This is a genomic window from Pseudomonas sp. B21-019 (genome assembly GCF_024749225.1).
GTDB lineage: Bacteria > Pseudomonadota > Gammaproteobacteria > Pseudomonadales > Pseudomonadaceae > Aquipseudomonas.
Genome location: NZ_CP087193.1, coordinates 1858369 through 1880176 on the forward strand (window position 1 = coordinate 1858369; position 21808 = coordinate 1880176).

General features: G+C 59.0%; 25 protein-coding genes. 9 read left to right on the forward strand and 16 right to left on the reverse strand.

Features of this window, described 5'->3' with window-relative positions:
• Positions 1-64 precede the first annotated feature (64 nt).
• The 4 genes from LOY36_RS08340 to LOY36_RS08355 all read right to left on the reverse strand — a co-directional run bounded on the left by LOY36_RS08340 (position 65) and on the right by LOY36_RS08355 (position 2396).
• Positions 65-1228 carry an EAL domain-containing protein gene (locus LOY36_RS08340; protein ID WP_258672899.1) on the reverse strand — a complete coding sequence of 388 codons (1164 nt, stop codon included), beginning with the start codon at positions 1226-1228 and terminating at the stop codon, positions 65-67.
• A 124-nt stretch (positions 1229-1352) separates the two neighbouring features.
• Complete coding sequence (locus LOY36_RS08345; protein WP_258672900.1) at positions 1353-1694, reverse strand: hypothetical protein; 342 nt, start codon at positions 1692-1694, stop codon at positions 1353-1355.
• Positions 1691-2080 carry a phage holin family protein gene (locus LOY36_RS08350; protein ID WP_258672901.1) on the reverse strand — a complete coding sequence of 130 codons (390 nt, stop codon included), beginning with the start codon at positions 2078-2080 and terminating at the stop codon, positions 1691-1693. The genes LOY36_RS08345 and LOY36_RS08350 overlap by 4 nt, the downstream gene beginning before the upstream one ends.
• 1 nt (position 2081) lies before the next feature.
• A complete protein-coding gene (locus LOY36_RS08355) occupies positions 2082-2396 on the reverse strand; it encodes a YqjD family protein (protein WP_258672902.1) in 315 nt (104 codons plus the stop codon).
• Between the two features lie 306 nt (positions 2397-2702).
• On the opposite strand from LOY36_RS08355, the gene LOY36_RS08360 reads away from it, so the two are divergent.
• Positions 2703-3911 (forward strand): ammonium transporter, encoded by a 1209-nt coding sequence (locus LOY36_RS08360; RefSeq protein ID WP_230139274.1) that lies wholly within the window; start codon positions 2703-2705, stop codon positions 3909-3911.
• Between the two features lies 1 nt (position 3912).
• Here LOY36_RS08360 and LOY36_RS08365 read toward each other — a convergent pair whose 3' ends face one another.
• Positions 3913-5625 (reverse strand): monovalent cation:proton antiporter-2 (CPA2) family protein, encoded by a 1713-nt coding sequence (locus LOY36_RS08365; RefSeq protein WP_258672903.1) that lies wholly within the window; start codon positions 5623-5625, stop codon positions 3913-3915.
• A gap of 198 nt (positions 5626-5823) precedes the next feature.
• Between LOY36_RS08365 and LOY36_RS08370 the strand changes: the two genes are divergently transcribed.
• From LOY36_RS08370 to LOY36_RS08380, 3 genes are all read left to right on the forward strand, one after another.
• Positions 5824-6066 carry a glutaredoxin family protein gene (locus tag LOY36_RS08370; RefSeq protein WP_019582515.1) on the forward strand — a complete coding sequence of 81 codons (243 nt, stop codon included), beginning with the start codon at positions 5824-5826 and terminating at the stop codon, positions 6064-6066.
• Positions 6067-6227: 161 nt separating this feature from the next.
• The gene (locus tag LOY36_RS08375) at positions 6228-6548 is read left to right on the forward strand and encodes a hypothetical protein (RefSeq protein ID WP_007895054.1); all 321 of its coding nucleotides are present in this window, start codon (positions 6228-6230) and stop codon (positions 6546-6548) included.
• 72 nt (positions 6549-6620) lie between these two features.
• Positions 6621-7511: a pseudouridine synthase gene (locus tag LOY36_RS08380; protein ID WP_258672904.1), complete on the forward strand. Its 891-nt coding sequence runs from the start codon at positions 6621-6623 to the stop codon at positions 7509-7511.
• An 84-nt stretch (positions 7512-7595) separates the two neighbouring features.
• On the opposite strand, the gene LOY36_RS08385 is transcribed toward LOY36_RS08380, so the two are convergent.
• Both LOY36_RS08385 and mobA read right to left on the reverse strand, forming a co-directional pair.
• Complete coding sequence (locus LOY36_RS08385; protein ID WP_007940041.1) at positions 7596-7817, reverse strand: YgdI/YgdR family lipoprotein; 222 nt, start codon at positions 7815-7817, stop codon at positions 7596-7598.
• A 76-nt stretch (positions 7818-7893) separates the two neighbouring features.
• Positions 7894-8496 carry a molybdenum cofactor guanylyltransferase MobA gene (mobA, locus tag LOY36_RS08390; RefSeq protein ID WP_258672905.1) on the reverse strand — a complete coding sequence of 201 codons (603 nt, stop codon included), beginning with the start codon at positions 8494-8496 and terminating at the stop codon, positions 7894-7896.
• Between the two features lie 81 nt (positions 8497-8577).
• On the opposite strand from mobA, the gene moaB reads away from it, so the two are divergent.
• Positions 8578-9117, forward strand: a complete 540-nt coding sequence (moaB, locus tag LOY36_RS08395; protein WP_007940044.1) for a molybdenum cofactor biosynthesis protein B — start codon at positions 8578-8580, stop codon at positions 9115-9117.
• The gene (glp, locus tag LOY36_RS08400) at positions 9101-10327 is read left to right on the forward strand and encodes a gephyrin-like molybdotransferase Glp (protein WP_028939025.1); all 1227 of its coding nucleotides are present in this window, start codon (positions 9101-9103) and stop codon (positions 10325-10327) included. Before moaB ends, glp begins: the two co-directional genes overlap by 17 nt.
• A gap of 66 nt (positions 10328-10393) precedes the next feature.
• Here the strand turns inward: glp and LOY36_RS08405 are convergent, their stop codons facing one another.
• Positions 10394-10702 (reverse strand): hypothetical protein, encoded by a 309-nt coding sequence (locus LOY36_RS08405; RefSeq protein WP_019650572.1) that lies wholly within the window; start codon positions 10700-10702, stop codon positions 10394-10396.
• 324 nt (positions 10703-11026) lie between these two features.
• Between LOY36_RS08405 and yegS the strand changes: the two genes are divergently transcribed.
• Positions 11027-11944: a lipid kinase YegS gene (gene yegS / locus LOY36_RS08410; RefSeq protein WP_258672906.1), complete on the forward strand. Its 918-nt coding sequence runs from the start codon at positions 11027-11029 to the stop codon at positions 11942-11944.
• Here yegS and LOY36_RS08415 read toward each other — a convergent pair.
• From LOY36_RS08415 to LOY36_RS08425, 3 genes are all read right to left on the reverse strand, one after another.
• Positions 11928-12587: a response regulator transcription factor gene (locus LOY36_RS08415; RefSeq protein ID WP_019582509.1), complete on the reverse strand. Its 660-nt coding sequence runs from the start codon at positions 12585-12587 to the stop codon at positions 11928-11930. The two genes, yegS and LOY36_RS08415, sit on opposite strands and share 17 nt — an antisense overlap.
• A complete protein-coding gene (locus LOY36_RS08420) occupies positions 12584-13477 on the reverse strand; it encodes a sensor histidine kinase (RefSeq protein ID WP_258674153.1) in 894 nt (297 codons plus the stop codon). The genes LOY36_RS08415 and LOY36_RS08420 overlap by 4 nt, the downstream gene beginning before the upstream one ends.
• 492 nt (positions 13478-13969) lie before the next feature.
• Positions 13970-14440 carry a hypothetical protein gene (locus LOY36_RS08425; protein ID WP_019582507.1) on the reverse strand — a complete coding sequence of 157 codons (471 nt, stop codon included), beginning with the start codon at positions 14438-14440 and terminating at the stop codon, positions 13970-13972.
• Positions 14441-14902: 462 nt separating this feature from the next.
• Between LOY36_RS08425 and LOY36_RS08430 the strand changes: the two genes are divergently transcribed.
• Both LOY36_RS08430 and LOY36_RS08435 read left to right on the forward strand, forming a co-directional pair.
• Positions 14903-15838 carry a chemotaxis protein CheV gene (locus LOY36_RS08430; protein WP_018929995.1) on the forward strand — a complete coding sequence of 312 codons (936 nt, stop codon included), beginning with the start codon at positions 14903-14905 and terminating at the stop codon, positions 15836-15838.
• A 140-nt stretch (positions 15839-15978) separates the two neighbouring features.
• Positions 15979-16782 carry an MOSC domain-containing protein gene (locus tag LOY36_RS08435; protein WP_019650576.1) on the forward strand — a complete coding sequence of 268 codons (804 nt, stop codon included), beginning with the start codon at positions 15979-15981 and terminating at the stop codon, positions 16780-16782.
• Positions 16783-16851: 69 nt separating this feature from the next.
• Here LOY36_RS08435 and LOY36_RS08440 read toward each other — a convergent pair whose 3' ends face one another.
• The 5 genes from LOY36_RS08440 to atuD all read right to left on the reverse strand — a co-directional run bounded on the left by LOY36_RS08440 (position 16852) and on the right by atuD (position 21808).
• Positions 16852-17136: a pyrimidine/purine nucleoside phosphorylase gene (locus LOY36_RS08440; protein ID WP_018929993.1), complete on the reverse strand. Its 285-nt coding sequence runs from the start codon at positions 17134-17136 to the stop codon at positions 16852-16854.
• Positions 17137-17210: 74 nt separating this feature from the next.
• A complete protein-coding gene (locus LOY36_RS08445) occupies positions 17211-17759 on the reverse strand; it encodes an exonuclease domain-containing protein (RefSeq protein WP_086944671.1) in 549 nt (182 codons plus the stop codon).
• A gap of 71 nt (positions 17760-17830) precedes the next feature.
• Positions 17831-19792: an acetyl/propionyl/methylcrotonyl-CoA carboxylase subunit alpha gene (locus LOY36_RS08450; RefSeq protein WP_258672907.1), complete on the reverse strand. Its 1962-nt coding sequence runs from the start codon at positions 19790-19792 to the stop codon at positions 17831-17833.
• Between the two features lie 64 nt (positions 19793-19856).
• Positions 19857-20654, reverse strand: coding sequence for an enoyl-CoA hydratase/isomerase family protein (locus LOY36_RS08455; RefSeq protein ID WP_258672908.1), 798 nt, complete (start codon positions 20652-20654; stop codon positions 19857-19859).
• Positions 20651-21808 (reverse strand): citronellyl-CoA dehydrogenase, encoded by a 1158-nt coding sequence (gene atuD, locus LOY36_RS08460; RefSeq protein ID WP_258672909.1) that lies wholly within the window; start codon positions 21806-21808, stop codon positions 20651-20653. The genes LOY36_RS08455 and atuD overlap by 4 nt, the downstream gene beginning before the upstream one ends.

Consider the following 21808-nt stretch of genomic DNA (forward strand, 5'->3'; position numbering starts at 1 on the left):
TGGTTTCTCCGTCAGGTGACTGAACCCCTAGCTTCCCGTTTCGCGCCGGTACCTGCAAGGAGAACTACAACCCCGCGGCGTCGATATCGATGAGCAGTAGCCGTTCGCCGTTATCGAAAAACTGCCCCGCAGTGAGGCAGTACTGATTGCTGGTGGCGTCGCGGTAAGTGTTGGAAAGCGTCAGACGGCGCTCATCCCAACCCTCAGCCAGCAAGTGATAGAAATAGGGGCGCCATGACCAGTTATGGCCCAGGTAGCGGTTATCAGCTTCCCAGCCGTTGTTGCGCCATTCCAGGTTGGGGGTTAGTTGCGTGCCGTGGCGGTCGCACTGATAAAAACGCAGCAGCCAGGGAAACGCCTGGAGTTGCGGCAAGGCGCTTAGGGGCGCGCCGGCTTGAGCCCAGGCTTGCAGGATGGCCATTAGTTCGCTGAGTTGCTGGCGCATGATCATCAGGCGAGCGCGTTCAGTCAGCTTTTGCTGAACGTAACGCTGGCGCAGTTGCGCGAAGCGCTCGACAAAGGCGTCGGTGGCGAAGAAATCCGCTTGCGCTCGGGCGAACAGAAAGCCCTGTACGTAGCGTGAGCCGCACTCCAGGGCAAAATTCAGTTGCGCTTCGGTTTCCACGCCTTCGGCGATGATCCAGCACCCGGTTTTTTCCGCCATTTGCGCCAGTGCCTTGACCACATCGCTGCTGGGACCGCCCAACGCGGCGGCCTGGAACAGCCGCATGTCGAGCTTGAGAATGTCCGGTTGCAGGGCCAGCACGCGATCGAGTTGAGAGTAACCGGCACCGAAATCATCGATGGCGATCCGCGCCCCGGCTTGCCGGTAGCGGGCCACGACTTCAGCCAGACGCTGGCTGTCGCCGCCCAGTTCGGTGATCTCGAAGACGATTCGCTGTGCGTCGACACCATGCCTGCTCAGTTGCTTGAGGCTAGGCAGTGCCTGGTCCCGGCGCAAGCGGCTGATCCAGCGGGGTGAGATGTTCAGGCTGAGAAACCAGTCCGCGGGCGCTTCATGCAGACGGCTCAGGGCGTTGTCGCGAATCTGGCGATCGAGACGTCGCAGGGCGATGGCCGGGGTTCGCGGATCGGCGAACAGCGCACCTACCGAGGTCAGTTGACCATCGGCCTGGCGCAGTCGGCCCAGCGCTTCGACACCCGCGATACGGCCTGTGGCGGTATCGATGAATGGCTGAAAACAGGCGAGCGGTTGCCCGTCGATCACGAGGCCTCCTTAGTAAGGTGTTGTTCTGGATAAAACCTGGTCGCCAGGTAGGCACGCAGGATCAACCTCTCGATAAAGAGGTTAATCCCGGTGGTATTGCAAGAATGCAGCCAGACAAAACTGATTAGTTTTTGCGCGAAGCGCTCTGCATGACCAACTTGATCAGTGGCCCCAATGCAGCGCCCAGGCTAACCAGCTTGGTCAGGCTGCCGATACCTCCGCCCTTGGCACCCTTGCCGGTCAGAAAGCCCAACCCGATCACGGCCGCGATGCCCCAGAGCGGGGCGTGTTTGATGCCGAAACCGTCTTGCAAGTTCTGCGTCATGCCACGCACCCGTTGCAGGGGCTGCAGCAGTTGTTGGGATTCGTGGCGAATTTCCTGGCGATGCATTTCCATGCGCAGGCGGATCAGCGCCTTGCGCATTTCCGTGCGCGAGCTGTTACGGGGAAGTTCAGGCAGGTTCATGGCAACAGGCGCTCCCGATCGTTGGCCAGTTCTTCCAGAGTGCCATGGAAGGGCGAGGACTCATCGAAAATCGCCGCCCTCAAGCGCATTGCGCAGAACAACGCTGCGAGGGTGTAGAACACACAGAGCCCGATGATTGCCGCCAGGCGATAGGTGTCCCAAAACAGGATCAACACCAGCGTCGACAACCCCACCAGCAACAACAAGGCAAAGACCAGCGTCAGGCCGGCAAACAGCAACAGGCTTACGGTGCGTGCTTTTTGCTCCTGTAGCTCGATGCCGAACAGTTCGACATGGCTGTGCAGCAATCCAAGAAATGCGGCACCCAGGCGCCGCGATGAAGAGCGGGTGCCCGTCGCGGACGAGCCGGATTCATCGATCGCCATATCAGCGCCGAGTGGCCAGCAGACCAATCAGGAAACCCACGCCGGCTGCGATCCCGACAGATTGCCATGGGTTGGCCTGGACGTAATCTTCCGTGGCGGCGACAGCCGCTTTGCCGCGCTCGTGCAGGGCGTCTTCGGTCAGCTTCAGGGTTTCCCGGGCACGCAGCAGGCTGTCGCGAATCTGCTCGCGCAGCTCATCGGCCTGATCACCGGCCAGGGAGGCGGTGTGTTCCAGCAACCGCTCGGTGTCGCTGACCAGTGTCTGAAAATCTTCCATCAGAATTTCTTGAGCAGTCTTTGCCTTGGTGCGTGCCATTGGTGATCTCCGTAAGTGGCTTCTGAAGCGTTCGAGTATGAGCCTTGCGCGAAGGTTCAGTACAAATGACTGGTACATCTTTTGCTACGTCGTGGTGCGTCAGCCGGCGCTATTGCGCTGTTGCCGGGCATGATTTCAGGAAACCCCTGACTCAAACAATCAAAACTCGCGCAGAGGCGGCGGTCTTGTGCGCCAAAGCGGTTCATCCGGATCAGCGTTGCGGTCTGGATGAGCTGCAACTTGGTGCGTCGACCATCTGTGCGAACTGCTTTGGTGCTTTTTTTCAGCCTTCAGGTCTGCCAATCCATGGAAAATCTGCAAAGTGCTGTGGACAGTCTGGTCCATAGCTCCAACACGTTGTTCATACTTATCGGTGCGGTCATGGTTCTTGCCATGCACGCCGGTTTCGCCTTTCTTGAGGTCGGTACGGTTCGCCAAAAAAATCAGGTCAACGCCTTGTCGAAGATCCTCAGCGACTTCGCCATTTCGACCCTGGCCTACTTCTTTATAGGCTATTGGATTTCCTATGGGGTCAGTTTCATGCAACCGGCGGCGGTGATCACCGCCGATCATGGCTATGGGCTGGTGAAGTTTTTCTTTCTGCTGACCTTTGCCGCGGCGATACCGGCGATTATTTCCGGAGGCATCGCCGAACGCGCCCGGTTCGTCCCGCAGTTGTGCGCGACGGCGCTGATCGTGGCGTTTATCTACCCCTTCTTCGAGGGCGTGGTCTGGAACGGCAACTTCGGTCTGCAAGCCTGGTTGCTGGCACGTTTTGGCGCCAGTTTCCATGACTTCGCCGGCTCCGTGGTGGTTCACGCCATGGGCGGCTGGCTGGCACTCGCGGCGGTGTTGCTGCTGGGGCCGAGGCAAGGTCGTTATCGCGACGGGCGACTGGTGGCATTCGCGCCGTCGAGCATTCCCTTCCTGGCGTTGGGGTCGTGGATCCTGATCGTCGGCTGGTTCGGTTTCAACGTGATGAGCGCCCAGACCCTGCAAGGAGTCAGCGGGCTGGTGGCGGTGAATTCGTTGATGGCCATGGTCGGCGGCACGGTGGCGGCGTTGATCGTCGGGCGCAATGACCCGGGCTTCCTGCATAACGGCCCGTTGGCCGGATTGGTGGCGATCTGCGCCGGTTCGGATCTGATGCACCCGGTGGGCGCATTGGTGACCGGCGCCATCGCCGGAGCACTGTTTGTCTGGTGCTTTACCGCAGCTCAAGGCAAATGGCGTATCGACGATGTGCTGGGTGTCTGGCCTTTGCATGGGCTGTGTGGTGTCTGGGGCGGGATCGCTTGCGGCATCTTCGGGCAAATCGCTTTGGGTGGTTTGGGGGGCGTGAGCCTGATCAGTCAGTTGATCGGCACTTCTTTGGGGGTAGTCGTGGCGCTGGCCGGTGGTTTTGCCGTGTATGGCGCGATCAAGGCGGTCCATGGCCTGCGCCTGAGCCAGGAAGAAGAGTATTACGGCGCGGACTTGTCGGTGCACAAGATCGGCGCCGTGAGCCAGGATTGAATCAGCGTTCTTCATCGTCGGCGCCGGGGTAAAAGTCGTGCAGCAGGCGATAGCGGTCATGCCGTACCTGGTCGACCCGGTCCTGCACCTGCTGGCCGGGTATGCCTAGCATGATCAGCGCGTGGGAGGCGAGCATCAGGCTGGACTCCAGCAACTCGGGTACGACTTCGCTGGCGCCGGCCGCCTTCAACTCGGCCAACTGACTGTCATCCCGGGTGCGCACCAGGATCGGCACGGTCGGGTTGAACCGCCGTGCTTCCTTGAGAATCAGCAGGGCGATGTCCGTCTTGTCCACGGCAACCACCAACAGTCTTGCGCGCTCCAGCCCTATCGCGATCAGCAGCTCGCCGCGGCGTGAGTCGCCGTAGTGCACACTGCTTTCATTGACCACGGCTTCCTGGACCCGCACCGGATCGGTGTCCAACGCGATGTACGGTTGCTGAACATGACGCAGGAAACGCCCGATGGATTGACCGACGCGGCCGTAGCCACAGATCACCACGTGATTGTGCAGGCCGGCGTTGAGCGCGCTGATTTCTTCGAGTTCGGCTGCTTTGTTGGGTTTGCGGTGCAGACGCATGGCGATGCGGGGAGCGGCGCGCAGGAGTACAGGCGTTACCAGCATCGAGCAGAACGTGGCGGCCAGCAGCAGGCCGCCGAGGTCGGCGGGCATCAATTTGTTCTGTTGCATCTGCGCCATCAGGGCAAAACAGAACTCACCCCCTTGGGCCAATGCCAGGCCGCTGCGCCAGGCGGTTTCGCCATCGCTGCCGCGCCATTTGACCAGCAGTGCGACCAGGGTGCCCTTGATCAGCAGCAACCCCAACGTCAGACCGAGAATCAACAGGCCGTGGCTGGCAAACAGGCGCAAGTCGATCAGCATGCCGATACTGACGAAGAACACTCCGAGCAGGATGTCGCGGAATGGACGGATGTCGGCCTCGATCTGATGTCGGTAGTGGCTTTCGCCCAGCAGCATGCCAGCGAGAAAGGCGCCCAGGGCAGGGGAGAGGCCGAGCAGGTGAGTCAGCCAGGCCGTCAGCAGAACAATCACCAGTGCCAACAGCACGAACAGCTCCGCGGACCGGGCCGCGGCGACTTCATGGAACAGCCGTGGCAGAAACCAGCGACTGACCAGCAGCAAACCGACGAACAGCACCAGGGTCTTGGCCAGCGTCAGCGGCAGTGCCCAATACCAGGCCTGGTCGCTGCTGCCGGCGAACACCGGCACAAGCGTCAGCAGCAACACCGCAATCACGTCCTGGAACAACAGCACGGCGATGGCATTCTGGCCGTGACGGCTGAATATTTCGCCGAGGCTGCTCAATTCCTTGCTGACAATGGCGGTAGACGACAGCGCCAGGCCAGCACCGAGTAAAAGGGCCGGTGTGATCGGCATGCCGAACAGCATCAGCAATGCCCCCAGCAAGATCCCGGACCCCAGCACTTGCAGGCTGCCCAGGCCAAACACCACCTGGCGCAGTGCGAGCATCTTCGACAGGGAAAACTCAAGCCCCAGGGAGAACAGCAGGAACACCACGCCCAATTCAGCCAGATCGGGCAAGTCTTCGTTTTCATTCACCCAGTTGAACGCTGTCGGCCCGATCATCAGCCCTACGCACAAGTAGCCCAACACCGGTGGCAAACGCAGGCGCTGGAACAGTGCAATCACCACCAGGGAGGAGGCGAGGATGATCAACAAGTTGGCAAACACAAAAAACTCCGGTGAGGGTTATGGCTACTCAAGCGTAGAGGCAAAAAAGACGCGAGCATCGCGCAAATGACCGGCGACGCAAATGATTTGCGTCAGAATTTTGCCGAAAACTCTTCAAATCACCGTTGCTCGGACGTCGGCTCGACTGCGTTTGATGGTGGGCCTAGAATGAGCGCTTACTCGTTTGGTCTTGTCGTCATGCCTCCTGAATGTCAGCTGTTCGGCACCGTTGGTTGCCATCTTTGTGAAGTCGCCGAAGCCATGCTGATGGAGTTTGTCGAGCGTGGTCTGTTGGTGGAGCTGGTGGATATCGCTGACGATGAAACCTGGTTCGAAGCCTACAGCCTGCGTATTCCGGTGTTGCGTCGGGTCGATACCGGCGCTGAACTGGGCTGGCCGTTTAGTGCCGAGCAGGTGGTGGCGTTCCTGCGCGAATCCTGACACTGCTGGCGATGCCCCCATCTGTCGCGATCCTCGTTTCATTCGTTGGCGAAAGGTTGGTTATTCGGTTACTGTATGTGCATACAGTTATTCGGATTGCCTGCCATGCTTCTCCCTGTTCGGGTTTGGGCAGATGATCCCGGACGTCAGAGGGATGAAATGTGGTCAATGTCGAACAATTGAAGAACAGCGTGAACCGGATGTCGGCGGACGTGGTGCGCGAGGCGGTTCTCGAATTGCGTCTGGATGGTCTGGTCACGGAAGGAAAAACGCCTTTCAACAAACTGCATTTCAATACCTGTTTCGCCGAAATCGAAGCCTTGTTCCAGCGTGCGGGTTATCACCGGCAGCTCGATGTCGTGGGCTATCAGGGGTTGTTGTATGCGCTTTATGATCCGGGTCGCTGGGAAGCGGTCGATGTGCTGCGCTGGCTCAAGGAGTTCACCGAAGCGGCCGCTCGAACCCAGTCGATACCGGCCTGAGGATTCTCTTCTAGGTTCGTTCCGGCCACTGTTGGATAATGCTGCCCTGCATTGAGGGTTAGAGCTTTTCGTATGTCCACTTCATCTTTTTCTGCTGCGCACAACCAGGCCAGCACGCTCTATCTGCCGCCTGGTCCGTGGCAGACCGTATTCGATTGCCTGTGCGAACACTTCAGCGCCATCGGTCGTGAGCAATGGCTGGACAGAATTGCTCGCGGTCGTGTCCTCGATGGGCAAGGCATGCCGATTGCCCTGGATCTGCCTTACAAGGAAGGTCTGCGGATTCATTATTTTCGTGAAGTACCGGACGAAAAACCGATCCCGGTGGTGGAGTCGATCCTCTATGCCGACGAGCATCTGGTGGTGGCGGACAAACCGCACTTCCTGCCGGTGACGCCGGCTGGGGAGTATGTGGAGCAGACATTGCTGCGACGACTGATCCGGCGACTGGATAACCCGCATCTGGTGCCTTTGCATCGTATTGACCGGCATACGGCAGGGCTGGTGCTGTTCTCAGCCAATCCTCAGAGTCGGTCAGCGTATCAGTCATTGTTTCCTACACGCCAGATCGAAAAACGCTACGAAGCAATCGCCCGGGCATTGCCTGAACTGACCTTTCCGATGGTTCATAAAAGTCGACTCATCGATGGCGAGCCGTTCTTTCGCATGCAGGAAGGTCCGGGCGTCAGCAATACCGAGACGGCTGTCGAGGTCAGGGAAAAAAACGGTGAATTCTGGCGCTATGCGCTTTACCCGGTAACGGGCAAGAAACATCAGTTGCGAGTGCACATGGCGGCCCTGGGGGCTGGCATCTGCAATGACCCGTTCTATCCGCGGGTGCTCAAGGACGTAGAAGACGACTATGCCAACCCCTTGAAGCTGTTGGCCCAGGGATTGCGATTTGTTGATCCGGTTACGGGGCAGGAAAGAGAGTTCGAAAGCACAATCACCCTGGAGTGGTGATTACAGGCAAACCTGCTTTGCTTCAGCCACGAAAAAGCCCGCTTTAAAAGCGGGCTTTTCTGTATCCGATGGTCGCCGCAAAGATTACAACTCTTTAACGGTACGAACCTGATCCTTGTTGATACGGATGTGTTTGCCATCCAGCTGTTCGAACTCGTAAAAGCCCGACTCTTGATCGTACTTAGGCGCGTCGACGGCCTGGATTTCTCGACCGTCATTCAAGGTGATCACTGAAGGCGATGCACAACCGGCGAGGGTCGCAAGGCCCAGTGCGAGCATGAAAGTGGCGAGGGTCCGTTGGGTCATGGGTGTGTCTCCGAATGGAAAATCTTTTGAATACTGAGCTTGAGACGTATGCAGCGCGTGCAAGTTCCTTCGAGCGTCAGTCTGACACAGTGTGATGCGTGCTTAACAGTTCCGGCGTATTGAGGTTGGCCAGGCGAGGGTCGTTGTCGGGGCACTGCAGGGCCATGGCGCCCAATGTGCGCATCAGTCGGCCCGGGCTGCGCTCGCCTTCGTTCCAGGCCGTCTCGAAAGCCCCTGAAAGAACGACGGGAATCATGCATAGCAAAGGTTCCCAGTGTTCTCCATGGCGCAGCATCAACGGTTTGTCCGGATGCTGCGCGGCAGTTTCACGCATGTTCTGGAGCAGCACCGCATCGATGCGTGGCACATCGCAGGGCAATACCAGCAGGTGCGTGTGGCGGGCGGCCTTCAGGCCTGCGCGAATACCCGCCAATGGCCCCGGAAAGTCGCCTTCATCGTCATGGACCAGTTGATCCGCATAAGGCGCATATTTCTCCAGGTTTCTGTTGCAGGAGATGATCAGATCATCGCTCAGCAGACGGGTCTTGCGGTGCAGATGCGCGATCAGGGGCTCGCCGTGCCATTCCAGCAAACCTTTGTCCCGACCGCCCATGCGTTGGCCACGCCCGCCCGCCAGGAGCAAAATGGAGCACGGCGCCAAAGGTGTATCCGAGGTCATTGCACTTCTCCATGGGGGCGGCGAAAAAATGAGGCGCTGTGATATAACACCGGGCTGTTTCTCCTACAACTGGACGAGCCTATGAAAGCCAAGGCTGATGTACCTTTCGCACCGCTCAACATCGCGGTGCTGACTGTCAGCGATACCCGTACCCTGGAAACCGATACCTCAGGCCAGGTCTTCGTTGACCGCTTGAGCGCTGCCGGTCATAACCTGGCGGCCCGTGTATTGCTCAAAGATGATCTCTACAAAATTCGTGCGCAAGTGGCCAACTGGATTGCCGATGAAGTCGTGCAAGTGGTGCTGATCACTGGCGGTACCGGGTTTACCGGTCGTGACAGCACGCCCGAAGCGGTGAGTTGCTTGCTGGATAAGCAGGTCGATGGTTTTGGTGAACTGTTCCGGCAGATATCGGTGGCGGATATCGGTACTTCCACGGTTCAGTCCCGGGCCTTGGCCGGTCTGGCCAATGGCACGCTGGTTTGCTGCTTGCCGGGTTCGACCAATGCTGTGCGCACCGGTTGGGACGGCATTCTCGCCGAACAACTGGATTCCCGGCACCGCCCGTGCAATTTCGTGACCCATCTGAAACAGGCGGCACCCTGTGAATCCCGCGGGTAAGCCAGGCAAGACTGGCAGCCTGATGGCCGTCGAGGTGGCGCTCGCGCGGTTACTGGAAATGGCCGACGCCTCAAGAATTCATGAGCACCAACGCTTGCCGTTGGCGCAGGTTCAGGGGCGTGTACTGGCTGCTGATCTGGTCTCGACACTTGATCTGCCGCCTTGGCCCAACAGTGCCATGGATGGGTATGCCTTGCGCGTCGCCGACTGGACGGGAGAACCGTTGCCGGTCAGCCAGAAGATTTTTGCGGGTCAGGCTCCGGAGCCCTTGAAGCCTGGGACCTGTGCGCGGATCTTCACCGGCGCGCCTGTGCCCGCGGGTGCCGACTGTGTCGAGATGCAGGAGAACGCCGAGGTTCAGGCGGATGAGCGGGTACGTTTCACCGAGACCATGACCCCGGGACAGAACATCCGTCCACAAGGCCAGGAAACCACCGCCGGTGAGTTGATCTTGCCCGCCGGTACACGCCTGGGGCCCATCGAGCAGGGGCTGGCGGCATCGTTGGGATGTGCTGAACTGGATGTGGTTCGCAAGGTTCGTGTTGCGGTTTTGTCTACCGGGGATGAGCTGATTGAGCCGGGCCAGGCCCTTGGACCGGGACAGATCTACAACAGCAATCGAGTGTTGCTTTGCAGCTGGTTGCAGCGCTTGGGCTGTGAGGTGATCGATGCTGGCATTCTTCCCGATGATTTAGCGACCACTCGTGCCCGTCTCGGCGAGTTGAAGGATGTCGACCTGATTCTCTCCACCGGTGGCGTATCGGTGGGAGAAGCCGACTTTCTGGGCATTGCCTTGCGGGAAGAGGGCGAGTTGACCCTGTGGAAGCTTGCCATCAAGCCAGGCAAGCCGCTGACGTTCGGGCATTTTCGCGGTGTGCCTGTCATTGGTTTGCCCGGCAATCCGGCGTCAACGCTGGTGACTTTTGCTCTGTTGGCGAGGCCCTACCTCTTGCGCCGCCAAGGCGTAAAAGAGATCGAACCCCTGAAGTTTCAGGTACCGGCAGGGTTTGTCTGGCCAAAGGCTGGTAACCGACGTGAGTACTTGCGCGGACGTCTGGAAAATGGCCGGGCAATCATCTACAAGAATCAGAGCTCTGGCGTACTGCGCAGTGCCGCCTGGGCGGATGGTCTGGTTGAAGTGCTGGAGGACCGTACGCTGATCGAGGGTGATAGTGTGAGCTTCATCCCGTTGAGTGAAGTCCTGGGCTGATGCAGGTCCTGGTTCTGCCACGCAAGCCCGGTCGAAAGCGTTGGGGCTTGCGTGCATGACCGTTCCTTAATTTGCCAGAAGGGTCACGACCTGGTCGAAGCGACTGTTGGAGATCCAGCTCAAAAGCCCCAGGACCACAGCTGTTCCGCCAGCTGAATAGGCAAGCCTGTGCTTGATGGATTTGACGTCGCCGCGGACTTCATCCAGGTCTCTGCGGATGTACTTGAGATGTGTCTCCAGTTCAGTGACGCGAGGTTCCATATCAACTTCTCCGATGGGCTTTGCGCTGCTTTTGAATTCAGCCTGCTGATTGGCGTGATTGTCTGAGAACGGCGTGACCGGAGTTACCGGTAGTCTGAGGTCATGGCTTTGCACGGAATAATTGGCTCCTTGCGTTAAAACCATTCAGGTGGCCGATACTTTTATTACTTACGATTTTTAAGGACCTTAAAGAGGTTCCATTCATTGTTTGCACGTCCCTGTGTGATTTATTGGTGATGACTGATAACCGCTGACACAACGGTGTACCAATTACCCTGATGGGTCAATTGAGCCGATTCCTCAGGTTTTGTAAGAAAAAATACCGCTCTGTAGGACTCAAGTGTCCTTCCCCTGGAAATAATTGAAATCCTTGCGACTTTTATGAGGGGCTGCGAGGTCAACATCTCCCATACGGATTCGGAAAGGGGGCTGATCAAAATGAGCGAGCGCAAGGCGCTGTTGATTCTGCATGGCAAGCAGGCACTCAATGAGCAGGTCCGTTCAGCTGTCGAAGGCAAGCGCCAACAAGGCTGGGAACTGGCTGTTCGATTGACCTGGGAGGCCGGTGATGCGCAACGGCTGGTGGGGGAAGCATTGGCGGCGGGCTATACGCAGCTGATTGCCGGCGGCGGCGATGGCACCTTGCGTGATATCGCCGAAGCCATGGCGGCGCATTCGACGCAGGCCAGCCTGGTGCTTTTGCCCTTGGGCACCGCCAACGATTTTGCACGCGCCGCGGGTGTGCCCCTGGAGCCCGCTCAAGCGCTGGAGCTTTTGGAGGCCGTCCCGCATGCCATTGATCTGGGGGAGGTCGGCGGGCAGGTTTTTCTGAACATGGCCACGGGCGGTTTTGGCAGTCAGGTCACGGCCAATACTTCCGAGGATCTGAAAAAAATTCTTGGCGGCGCGGCTTATCTCTTCACCGGTTTATCGCGCTTCAGTGAGTTGCATGCCGCCTATGGCGAGTTGCAGGGGCCGGATTTTCACTGGGCCGGTGAGTTGTTGGCATTAGGCATCGGCAATGGCCGACAGGCTGGTGGTGGTCATATGTTGTGCCCGCAGGCGCTGGCTGACGATGGTCTGCTGGATATCAGCATTTTGCCCGCGCCCCAGGAAGTGGTCGGTACCTTGAAAGACCTGCTGACCGATGGTTTCGGAATCGACAGCATGTTTGTGCGAGCCCGCTTGCCGTGGGTCGAGATCAAAGTATCGGAGGGCCTTTATATCAACCTTGATGGTGAGCCTCTGGAGGGCGATAGCCTGCGTTTTTCGGCACGGCCGGCGGCATTGCCGGTGCATTTGCCCGAGGGCTCGCCGCTGCTGAGCGGCTCGAATCCGGCTAATCGTCCAGACTGATGATTTGCTCGCGTACGGCGAACAACACCAGGCCGGCCACATCGTAGATCTGCAAGCGTTTCATGATCTGCGAGCGGTGGGTTTCGACAGTCTTGATGCTCAGGCCCAAGCCGTTGGCAATTTCCCGGGTGGATTTTCCGCGAACAATCAATCGCAGGATTTCCAGCTGGCGTGCCGTCAGGTTGTGCGAGTCCTGGGTTGGCGCCTGATTTTTCTGGGTTCGGGTCAGCGCCTGGTTGATGACGGTGTGGGCAATGGCCGGGCTCAGGTAGCGTTCGTTATTGCGCAAGGCATCCAGGGCATGTTCGAGCTCGGTGGCCGTGGTGTCTTTGAGCAGGTAGCCATGAGCCCCGGATTCGAGTGCTTGCATGATGAGCGCCGGGTCGGTGTGCATCGACAGGATGAGCACTTTGCACTGCGGACGTACTCGTTTGAGTCGCTGCAAGGCTTCAAGGCCACCGGTTTTCCTCATGGAGATATCCAGCAGGATGATGTCCGGGGACAGTTGCTCGACCATCTCGAGTAACTGCGAGCCGTCACTGGCCTCCCCAATGACCGCATAGCCGGGAATATCCAGCACCAGAGCGCGCACGCCAGCCCTGATAAGCGAGTGGTCGTCCACCAGAAGTAAGTTACAAGTCAACGCATAACCTTATTCGTACTGGCCCGTTCCAGCGCACGGGGCGCCCAGGGGAAGAGTGCTTCGATTTGAGTGCCTTTGCCCGGCTCGCTGGTCACGGTCAGCGTACCGCCCAACTGATCGATCCGTTCCGACATTCCAGCCATTCCGCGTTGCCCCTCGCGAGCAGGGTCTGCCACTGGCTCGAACCCCAGGCCGTCGTCACTGATTAACAACGTCAGGCCTTGGGGCAGACGTTGCAGGCGGACCAACAGATTCCTGGCTTCGGCATGGCGCAGCATATTGGTAACCGCTTCTTGAGTGATGCGAAAGGCCGCCACCGCCATTTCTTCCGGTATGCCAGTCAAACGTTGATGGCATTCCAGGCTCCAGTTCACGGACGTATTGGCCAGGGTTCTGAGTAAATGCGCACGCAGACTGGCTTCCAGCCCGAGACTGGTCAACTGTCGTGGGTTCAGGATGGCTGATACATCACGAACTTTGGTCAGGGTTTCGTCCAGCGTATCGCAGAGGACCGAACATTGACCCTGCAGTTCTTCAGGCAATCGACGTTTGAGCCATTCACTCTGAAGTTTTGCGGCGGTCAGCAATTGGCCAATATCATCATGCAGTTCCCGACTGAGCCGGTGACGTTCATTTTCCTGAACTTCCAGCAGACGGTCGGCCAATTCTTGAGGCTGAAACTTTATCGATTTGAGCGAGAGGCGATGCCCCACCCAGACGCAGGTCAGCGCCGCAATATTGAGCACCAGCAGACTCACCGGCAGAGGCATCGACAAGCTGTAGACCAACAGGCTGCCAAGCGCCGAGCAGGTGCACACGAAAAGCGTGAACCGGCGCGCGCTTTTTCGGGAGGGTGGCCACAGGGCGATTGACTTGAGGCTGGCGTACATAGCGGATGGAGCCAATGGATGTTCGCTGCGGGCAGACCGGTCATAAGGGCTGACGGGTCTCTGTTTGAAAATAGGTTGTATGAGTCGCCTTTAATGACGGCAGTGCAATGCTCGAAATAAAGCCTTCAATGTTATGAGCTTGTTCGCGCCAAGGGTCACTCTGTCATTAATTGACGTCAACGAATGGGCGGCATAATACCACTTAAGATACCGTTGGTCGCGTTCGGCATATAGGTAGGCACCTTCAGGAAATAACGTTTTTGGACGATAGTTCCACAATGGAAAAACTTTTTGATTTTTATCTTCGAAAAATATCGAGTGTGCCAGGCGTTTAGTTTTTATTGGCAGGCACTATCTGAAGTCGGGGCCGGGGTATCTATTTGTTTCGAGCTGCCATCGACGGGTATGAAGTATTCAATTGCGGTATGCGCACACTCAAGTAACAGGGCGACATCATTACAATAAAAAATGTGCAACACGGGGTTGATGAATTCAAGCCTGTCGTTCAGAGAACGAAACGAGCCTGAACTGCTTGGAGTGGCTGGGCGGCTGAAACTGACTTTGTCCCACTTGAAATGCAAACGCTTCGATCAGGGACGTCTGTTCACTGTCATCGAGGCCGAGTTGGCCGGTGGTCTGGTCGATGAGTTCGAGTTGCCAGGCCATTAACGTGAAGCAATCCTTGAGCGCATCCAGGGCCTGATCGTGCAGGTCCATGTGATTCTGGGCGTGGCTCAGCAATCCATGAATGTGCAGCGAGAATTCCGAAACCGTTGCCAGTGCCAAGGCATCGGCCTTGCTTGCCAGCTTGAGAAGGGTACTGAGCATGCAATCGATGGCGTCCTTGTCATTGCTGATCAACTGCAAATGACTCAGGCACTCCTCGGACTTGGCCAGGAGTGTTTCAGCCTCGACGAGAAACTCCGGAATTCGCTGGGCCCACTCTTTAGGGTTGTTCGCCATGCTTATCTCCACAACGTCATGTCAGATGAGGGAATGTCGTGTGTGTCGACGAGAACCTTACGTGTCCCGGCGCTGCCATGCCTTGGTGAGATCGCGCTCTGGCAGGCTTGGGCACCGACTGGGGAACTCGAGAGGGTGGATGGCCACTGACCTGCGATCGCACACAAAAGCCTGACTCCGTTCATGCAATGAGAATGGCGTCACATTAATGGCTATTGGATATTGCGAACATCAGGTTGGGCCTGATTGTGCCTAGGGGAATCCCTTACACAGGGGAACCTAACGTGCAAACCGAGGTCGCGCCGCAAGGGATGAAGCAGATGGAATCAAGGGGTCAGTAAAGCATGATGTTAATGTGACATCAATGCTTGGGCATGGCATTTTGTCCGGGGGTCAAGATTCGGCAAAAACTGCCGATAACTCTCTTTAGTGAATTCATCAGAACAAGCCCAGGAGTCATTAATGGCCGGCATTCTCGACACGGTAGACCAACGCACGCAACTGGTGGGTGAGAATCGCCTGGAAATTCTCATGTTCCGGCTGGCCGGACGGCAATTGTTCGCGATCAACGTCTTCAAGGTCCAGGAAGTGCTGCAGCTGCCGAAGCTGACCCTGATGCCGCAGCGCCACCCCTTTGTTTGTGGCGTGGTCAACCTGCGTGGCCAGACGCTGCCGGTGATCGACCTGTCCCAGGCCATCGGCATGCGTCCGCTGGTGCCAAGCCCCACCAGTACGATCATCGTCACTGAGTACAACCGCTCGGTGCAGGCGTTCCTGGTCGGTGGCGTGGACCGCATCGTCAACATGAACTGGGAAGCCATCCTGCCGCCGCCGACCAGCGCCGGTCGCCAGCATTACCTGACCGCCATCAGCAAAGTCGACGATCAACTGGTGGAAATCATCGACGTCGAAAAAGTCCTGGCCGAAATCGTGCCGTACAACGCCAAGGTCTCTCGCGACAAACTCGACGATCCGGTTCTGGAGCGCGCCCGTGGCCGTGAAGTGCTGCTGGTGGATGACTCGAACGTGGCTCTGTCGCAATTGCGCGACACCTTGGGTCAGTTGGGCGTGAAAATGCATATCGCCAGTGATGGCTTGAAGGCGCTGAACATGCTCAAGGCCTGGGCTGATACCGGTGTGAACATGACTGACAAACTGTTGATGATCTTCACCGATGCGGAAATGCCGGAGATGGACGGCTATCGCCTGACCACCGAGATCCGCAACGACCCCCGTTTGCGCGGCCTTTATGTGGTCTTGCACACCTCGCTGTCGGGTAGTTTCAATGACTCGATGGTCAAGAAGGTCGGCTGCGACAACTTCCTCTCCAAATTCCAGCCCGACAAACTCGTCGACGTGGTGCGTCAGCGCCTGATGCTCGACGAAGTGCCGGCCTGATAACGATCTGGAAAAGCGCGGTGGCAGGGTTTGGGGCTACTGCGCAGCCCAACGGGGGCAAGCCCCCTCGCCACAGGGTCTTTGATTCGGCGATCAAGCTCGTATAGGGTGGCGTTTTTGCCCACCAGGGAGCTGTGGCCATGCATCTGAGCGCGCTTTATCGTTTTCCGTTGAAATCCGGCAAGGGCGAGACCTTGAATCAGGTCAGCCTGGACAAACTGGGGCTGGACGGCGATCGACGCTGGATGCTGGTGGACGAGGCCAGCGGGCGTTTTCTGACCCAGCGCGCGGTGGCGAAAATGAGTCAGCTGTCGGCGTTGTGGAACGCAAGCGGTGGCTTGACTCTCAGTGCCCAAGGCTATTCACCGATCGATATCGCCTTGCCCGCCAGCGATGCAGAGTTGCGTGGCGTGACCATCTGGCGCGACACCTTGCGCGTGCCCGATGCCGGCATTGCTGCGGCTGCCTGGGTCAGTGAATTCATCGGCAAGCCGACGCGTCTGGTGCATGTGCCGCTCGATCGTGCGCGGACCACCCAGGCCGGCTACGGCAAGGACGACGATCAGGTGGCTTTTGCCGACGGTTTCCCGTTGTTGCTGATTGGCCAGGCGTCGCTGGAAGACTTGTCGCAACGGGTCGGGCGACCGCTGGAGATGCTGCGCTTTCGGCCCAATCTGGTGATCGAGGGCAGCGAGGCGTTCGCCGAAGATGGCTGGAAGCGCATCCGCATTGGCGATGTCGAGTTCCGCGTGGTCAAGTCCTGCTCACGTTGTATTCTGACCACCATCGACCCGCAGACCGGTGAACGCAGCGACGACCGCGAACCTCTGGCGACCTTGCAGCAATATCGGGCTCAAGAGGACGGCGCGATGTTCGGGCAGAACCTGGTCAATGACGGTAATGGCCGGCTCGAAGTCGGTATGCCAGTGACGATCCTCGAATAGCAGCCCTCAATAAAAAATGCCCGTGTCCTTGGACACGGGCATTTTTTTTCGCTGTGAAACCCTAGGGGGTTAGCCGCGATATTCGCACAGGTAAGCGGTGTCGACGGCCACTTTCAGCTGGAACTTGCTGTTGGCGGGCACGTTGAACTGGCTGCCGGCGGCGAAGGTTTGCCAGTCGCTGCTGTCAGGCAGTTTGACGGTCAGGGCGCCGGACACTACGTGCATGATTTCACGCTGGCTGGTGCCGAATTCGTATTCGCCCGGTGCCATGACGCCGATGGTTGCCGGACCTTCAGCGGTGCCAAAGGCGATCGACTTGACGGTGCCGTCGAAGTACTCGTTGACTTTAAACATGGGCGATTCCTCGAAAAGGGCTAAAAAGGGCCGGCCAGTATGCACAAGGTGTCGATAGGCGTCACCACTTGCACTCAAGGATTAGCCGGGAAAATCAGCGGTAACAGGCGCGCGGTATTGCGCGCATCCTCCAGCGCCCGATGCTGCTGACCGTTGAACTGCAGGCCCGCCAGTTGCAGGGCGCCATTAAGCCCCAGCGGGCGCTCCAGTCGACAGGCCTTGGCGAAACGTTGCTTGAGATTCATGTGCGGCACCCGGTTCAGGGCGCTGTCGAGTTGCAGCCGCTGCCATTCCTGAAGCAGCTGTTTGCGGTCGTAATCACCCCAACTGGCCCAGCCTTCCAGATTCGAGAGATGTTGGTCGAGCCAGTGTTCGAACGAAACCCAGACGTCGCTCAGAGGCTGGGCAGCATCGACATTGGCCTGGGTGATGTGGGTCAGTTCTCGGCAAAACGGGGTCAACAGGGGCCGACGCAACGGGCGCACGAAGCACTGGAAGTGATCCAGTTCCCGGCCTTTACGGTCCACGAGGGTGGCACCGATTTCGATGATTTCCATTTCTGTTACTGGCCAGCCGCCCTCATCGGTGGTGGCTTCCAGATCAATGACCAGCCAGTGAGGCATTGCAGGTTTCCTGGTATCCGCATCCTGATAGGGCTTGAGCGTAGCCAAACCCGGCGGATCCGCCTAGCGGCTTATTCGACCTCCAACAAAATCTGACGATTTTTTACCTGGTCACCGACCCTGACCTGCAAGCGCTTGAGCACGCCGTCGATACCCGATTTGAGCGGATGCTCCATTTTCATCGCTTCAAGCACCACCAGCAGCTGCCCTTTGCTGACCGGGCTGCCCTCACTGACCAATACGTCGACGATCGCCCCGTCCATCGGCGCCTTGAGCGTGCCGGAGCTGACACTGGCCTGGCCGCTGACCAGCGCCCGGGTCCGGTCGGCCAGCAGCAGGCTGCCGGGGCGCGTGAACAACCAGAGTTGCCCGGCTTCGAGGCGGTAGGCATGGCGTTGGCGGATGCCGTCGATTTGCAGGGTGGCCCAGCGTCCGTCGCACTGGATGACCTTCAGTTCGAGGGTTCGGGCGCCGACCTGCACGCGGTAGGTTTCGCCAGGTTCAGCGTGCAGTTCGACCGGCCAGGCCTGATCCTCCAGGCCGATCCGATAGTGCAGAGGCACGCTGGCGTTGTTGCGCCAACCGGCCAGCGGGGCGGGGTGAGCCTGCGCTGATGCTTGATAAAAAAGCACCGCGGCGATGGCCAGCTCGTCGGCGCTCGGCGCATGAGGGTGCAGGCAGGGATGGTCGGCGAAGTTCGTGGGGATGAACCCGGTGCTGAACTCGCCACTGATGAACTGGGGGTGTTCCAGCAGATTGGCGAGCAAGCGCTGATTGCTCTGCACGCCCAGCAGCACACTGTCCTGTACCGCCCGCAGCAACCTGCGCCGGGCTTCTTCACGGGTGGCACCGTGGGCGATGAGCTTGCCCAGCAGCGGGTCATAGAACGGGCTGACAGACTGGCCTTCGATCAGGCCATGGTCGATCCGTACACTGCCCTGGATCGCTGGCTCCCAAGCCACAATTCGCCCGGTTTGCGGCAGAAATCCCTGGGCCGGATCTTCGGCATACAGGCGCACCTCCATGGCATGCCCGTTGAGCTGCACTTGTTCCTGTCGTAGCGGCAGCGGTTGCCCTTCGGCGATGTGTAATTGCCAGGCCACCAGATCGAGGCCGGTGATCAGTTCAGTCACCGGGTGTTCCACTTGCAACCGGGTGTTCATCTCCAGGAAGTAAAACCGGCCGTGAGCATCCAGCAGGAATTCCACGGTGCCAGCCCCCACGTAATTCACCGCGCGACCCGCCTTGAGCGCCGCCTCGCCCATGGCCTGGCGCAACTCGGCGGTCATCACCGGGCAGGGCGCTTCTTCGATGATTTTCTGGTGGCGACGCTGGATCGAACAGTCGCGCTCGCCGAGGTAGATCAGGTTGCCGTGCTGGTCGCCGAACACCTGAACTTCGACATGACGCGGATCGATCAAGGCTTGTTCGAGGATCAATTCGTCACTGCCAAACCCGTGCAGGGCTTCGGAGCGTGCGGTGCGGAGCTGTTCCAGCAATTCGGCGGCGCTGTGCACCAGGCGCATGCCGCGACCGCCACCGCCGGCACTGGCCTTGATCATCAGCGGGTAGCCAATGCGTTCGGCTTCGCGACGCAGGCTGGCGTCGTCCTGTTCGCTGCCCTGATAGCCTTTGATGCAAGGCACGCCGGCGTTGATCATGGCGAGTTTCGACAGCCGTTTACTGCCCATCAGCTCTATGGCTTCGGGGCTGGGACCGATGAAGATGATGCCGGCCTGTTGGCAAGCGAGGGCGAAGCCTGAGTTTTCCGAGAGGAAGCCGTAACCGGGATGGATTGCATCGGCACCGGTGCGCCGGGCGGCATCGATGATGGCCGGGATGTTCAGATAAGACTGCTGCACCGGGGCCGGGCCGATGTTCACGGCTTCGTCGGCCGTCTGCACATGCAGCGCATTGGCGTCGGCGTCGCTGAATACGGTGACGGTGCGGTAGCCCAGGTTTTGCGCGGTGCGTTGGACGCGGCAGGCGATTTCACCGCGGTTGGCGATCAGGATTTTCTTGAGGGCCGGCATGAGGTATTTCCTTGGTTTTTGCGGTGAATGTAAAGGCTCATCGCGCGCTTGCCCGCGAAGCTCTTTAAACGGCCCACCCTGGTTTACGCTTCTGCACAAAAGCCATCGTCCCCTCGACCCCTTCAGCCCCGGTCACTGCTTCGCTGAACCACTCGGCTGCCTGATCCAGCAGATCATCCGAGGGGTGTCCGGCACTCGCCAGCAACAGTTTTTTGGTCGCCGCATTCGCCCCCGGCGCACAACACAACACATGGGCCAGCACCTCATCGAGGCGTTCGGCCAAGGCTTGTGGGTCATGCTCGACAAAATGCACCAGCCCCATGCGCCGCGCCTGGGTGCCATCGAAGCGTGCGGCGGTCAGGGCCAGTCGGCGGGCCTGGGTCAGGCCGATGCGCTGCACCACGTACGGCGCGATCTGCGCCGGCAACAGGCCGAGGCTGGTTTCCGGCAGGCCGAACTGCGCCTGATGATCGGCCATCGCGATGTCACTGACACAAGCCAGGCCGAAGCCGCCGCCAAGCACCGCACCTTGCAGCACCGTAATCACCACTTGCGGCGCGTGTTGCACCTCTTGCAGTAGCGCACCGAACGCACGGTTCAGATCGCGGTAGGCGGGCTGGCCTTGAGCGCGGGCGTTGGCCATGTCCTTGATGTCGGCACCGGCACAAAAATGCCCGCCGGCACCGCCGATCACCAACGCGCGAATCTGCCGGTCATCGCGTACCGCCGCCAGCACCGCACGCAGTTCGGCAACCATCTGCAAGCTCATGGCATTACGGCTTTCGGGACGATTGAGGGTGATGTGCAGCACGCTGTCATGCAGGCCGAGCAGCAGGGTTTGACAGGTGGGGAGGGTGCTCATTTGTTTTTCCCCGGCAGGATGCCCATGAGTTTGCAGATGATCCCCAGCATGATTTCGTCGGCACCGCCGCCGATCGATACCAGCCGCACATCGCGGTAAGCCCGGGCCACCGGGTTGTCCCACATGAAGCCCATGCCGCCCCAATATTGCAGGCAACTGTCGCTGACCTCCCGACCGAGTCGCCCGGCCTTGAGTTTGGCCATGGAGGCCAGACGGGTGACGTCCTGGCCTTTGATGTATTGCTCGGTGGCCTGGTAGACCAGCGCCCGCAGGCATTCGATTTCGGTTTGCAATTCGGCCAGGCGAAAGTGGATGACCTGGTTGTCGATCAGCGCGTTGCCGAAGGTTTTGCGCTCCTTGCAGTACTCGATGGTGCTGTCGACGCAGTACTCCAGGCCTTTGATCATGTTCGCCGCGCCGAACAGCCGTTCTTCCTGGAATTGCAGCATCTGCATCATGAACCCCGCGCCTTCGTGGCCGATGCGGTTGCGTTGCGGCACGCGCACGTTATCGAAAAACACCTGGGCAGTTTCCGAGCTGCGCATGCCGAGCTTGTCCAGGTGCGAGCTGAGGCTGATCCCGGGGCTGTTCATCGGCACCATGATCAGCGACTTGTTGATGTGCGGTTTGTCGTCCGAGGTGTTGGCCAGCAGGCAAATGAAATCGGCGCTCGGCGAGTTGGTGATCCACATCTTGCTGCCGTTGATCACGTAGTCGTCGCCGTCCTTGCGGGCCGTGGTTTTCAGCCCGGCGACGTCTGAGCCCGCGCCGACTTCGGAAACACCGATGCAGCCGACCTGCTCGCCGGTGATCGCCGGCCGCAGGAATTCTTCGCGCAGTTCATCGGAGCCGAAACGCGCCAGGGCCGGGGTGCACATGTCGGTCTGCACGCCGATGGACATCGGAATGCCGCCGCAATGAATGCTGCCGAACTCTTCGGCCGCCACAATCGAGTAACTGTAATCGAGGCCCATGCCGCCGAATTTTTCCGGTTTGGAGATTCCCAACAGACCGAGGTCGCCAGCCTTGCGGAAGATCTCATGGATCGGAAAGCGCCCGGCCTTTTCCCATTCCTCGACGTGGGGATTGATTTCATGATCGACGAATTGGCGGACGGTGCGGCGCAGTGCTTCGTGTTCCTGGGTGAAGATCAT

Coding starts and splice junctions, on each gene's coding strand:
- LOY36_RS08345 (WP_258672900.1), bottom strand. CDS start 1,694: ATGAACCTGCCTGAACTTCCCCGTAACAGCTCGCGCACGGAAATGCGC.
- LOY36_RS08350 (WP_258672901.1), bottom strand. CDS start 2,080: ATGGCGATCGATGAATCCGGCTCGTCCGCGACGGGCACCCGCTCTTCA.
- LOY36_RS08355 (WP_258672902.1), bottom strand. CDS start 2,396: ATGGCACGCACCAAGGCAAAGACTGCTCAAGAAATTCTGATGGAAGAT.
- LOY36_RS08360 (WP_230139274.1), top strand. CDS start 2,703: ATGGAAAATCTGCAAAGTGCTGTGGACAGTCTGGTCCATAGCTCCAAC.
- LOY36_RS08370 (WP_019582515.1), top strand. CDS start 5,824: ATGCCTCCTGAATGTCAGCTGTTCGGCACCGTTGGTTGCCATCTTTGT.
- LOY36_RS08380 (WP_258672904.1), top strand. CDS start 6,621: ATGTCCACTTCATCTTTTTCTGCTGCGCACAACCAGGCCAGCACGCTC.
- LOY36_RS08385 (WP_007940041.1), bottom strand. CDS start 7,817: ATGACCCAACGGACCCTCGCCACTTTCATGCTCGCACTGGGCCTTGCG.
- mobA (WP_258672905.1), bottom strand. CDS start 8,496: ATGACCTCGGATACACCTTTGGCGCCGTGCTCCATTTTGCTCCTGGCG.
- moaB (WP_007940044.1), top strand. CDS start 8,578: ATGAAAGCCAAGGCTGATGTACCTTTCGCACCGCTCAACATCGCGGTG.
- yegS (WP_258672906.1), top strand. CDS start 11,027: ATGAGCGAGCGCAAGGCGCTGTTGATTCTGCATGGCAAGCAGGCACTC.
- LOY36_RS08420 (WP_258674153.1), bottom strand. CDS start 13,477: ATGTACGCCAGCCTCAAGTCAATCGCCCTGTGGCCACCCTCCCGAAAA.
- LOY36_RS08425 (WP_019582507.1), bottom strand. CDS start 14,440: ATGGCGAACAACCCTAAAGAGTGGGCCCAGCGAATTCCGGAGTTTCTC.
- LOY36_RS08430 (WP_018929995.1), top strand. CDS start 14,903: ATGGCCGGCATTCTCGACACGGTAGACCAACGCACGCAACTGGTGGGT.
- LOY36_RS08435 (WP_019650576.1), top strand. CDS start 15,979: ATGCATCTGAGCGCGCTTTATCGTTTTCCGTTGAAATCCGGCAAGGGC.
- LOY36_RS08440 (WP_018929993.1), bottom strand. CDS start 17,136: ATGTTTAAAGTCAACGAGTACTTCGACGGCACCGTCAAGTCGATCGCC.
- LOY36_RS08445 (WP_086944671.1), bottom strand. CDS start 17,759: ATGCCTCACTGGCTGGTCATTGATCTGGAAGCCACCACCGATGAGGGC.
- LOY36_RS08450 (WP_258672907.1), bottom strand. CDS start 19,792: ATGCCGGCCCTCAAGAAAATCCTGATCGCCAACCGCGGTGAAATCGCC.
- LOY36_RS08455 (WP_258672908.1), bottom strand. CDS start 20,654: ATGAGCACCCTCCCCACCTGTCAAACCCTGCTGCTCGGCCTGCATGAC.
- atuD (WP_258672909.1), bottom strand. CDS start 21,808: ATGATCTTCACCCAGGAACACGAAGCACTGCGCCGCACCGTCCGCCAA.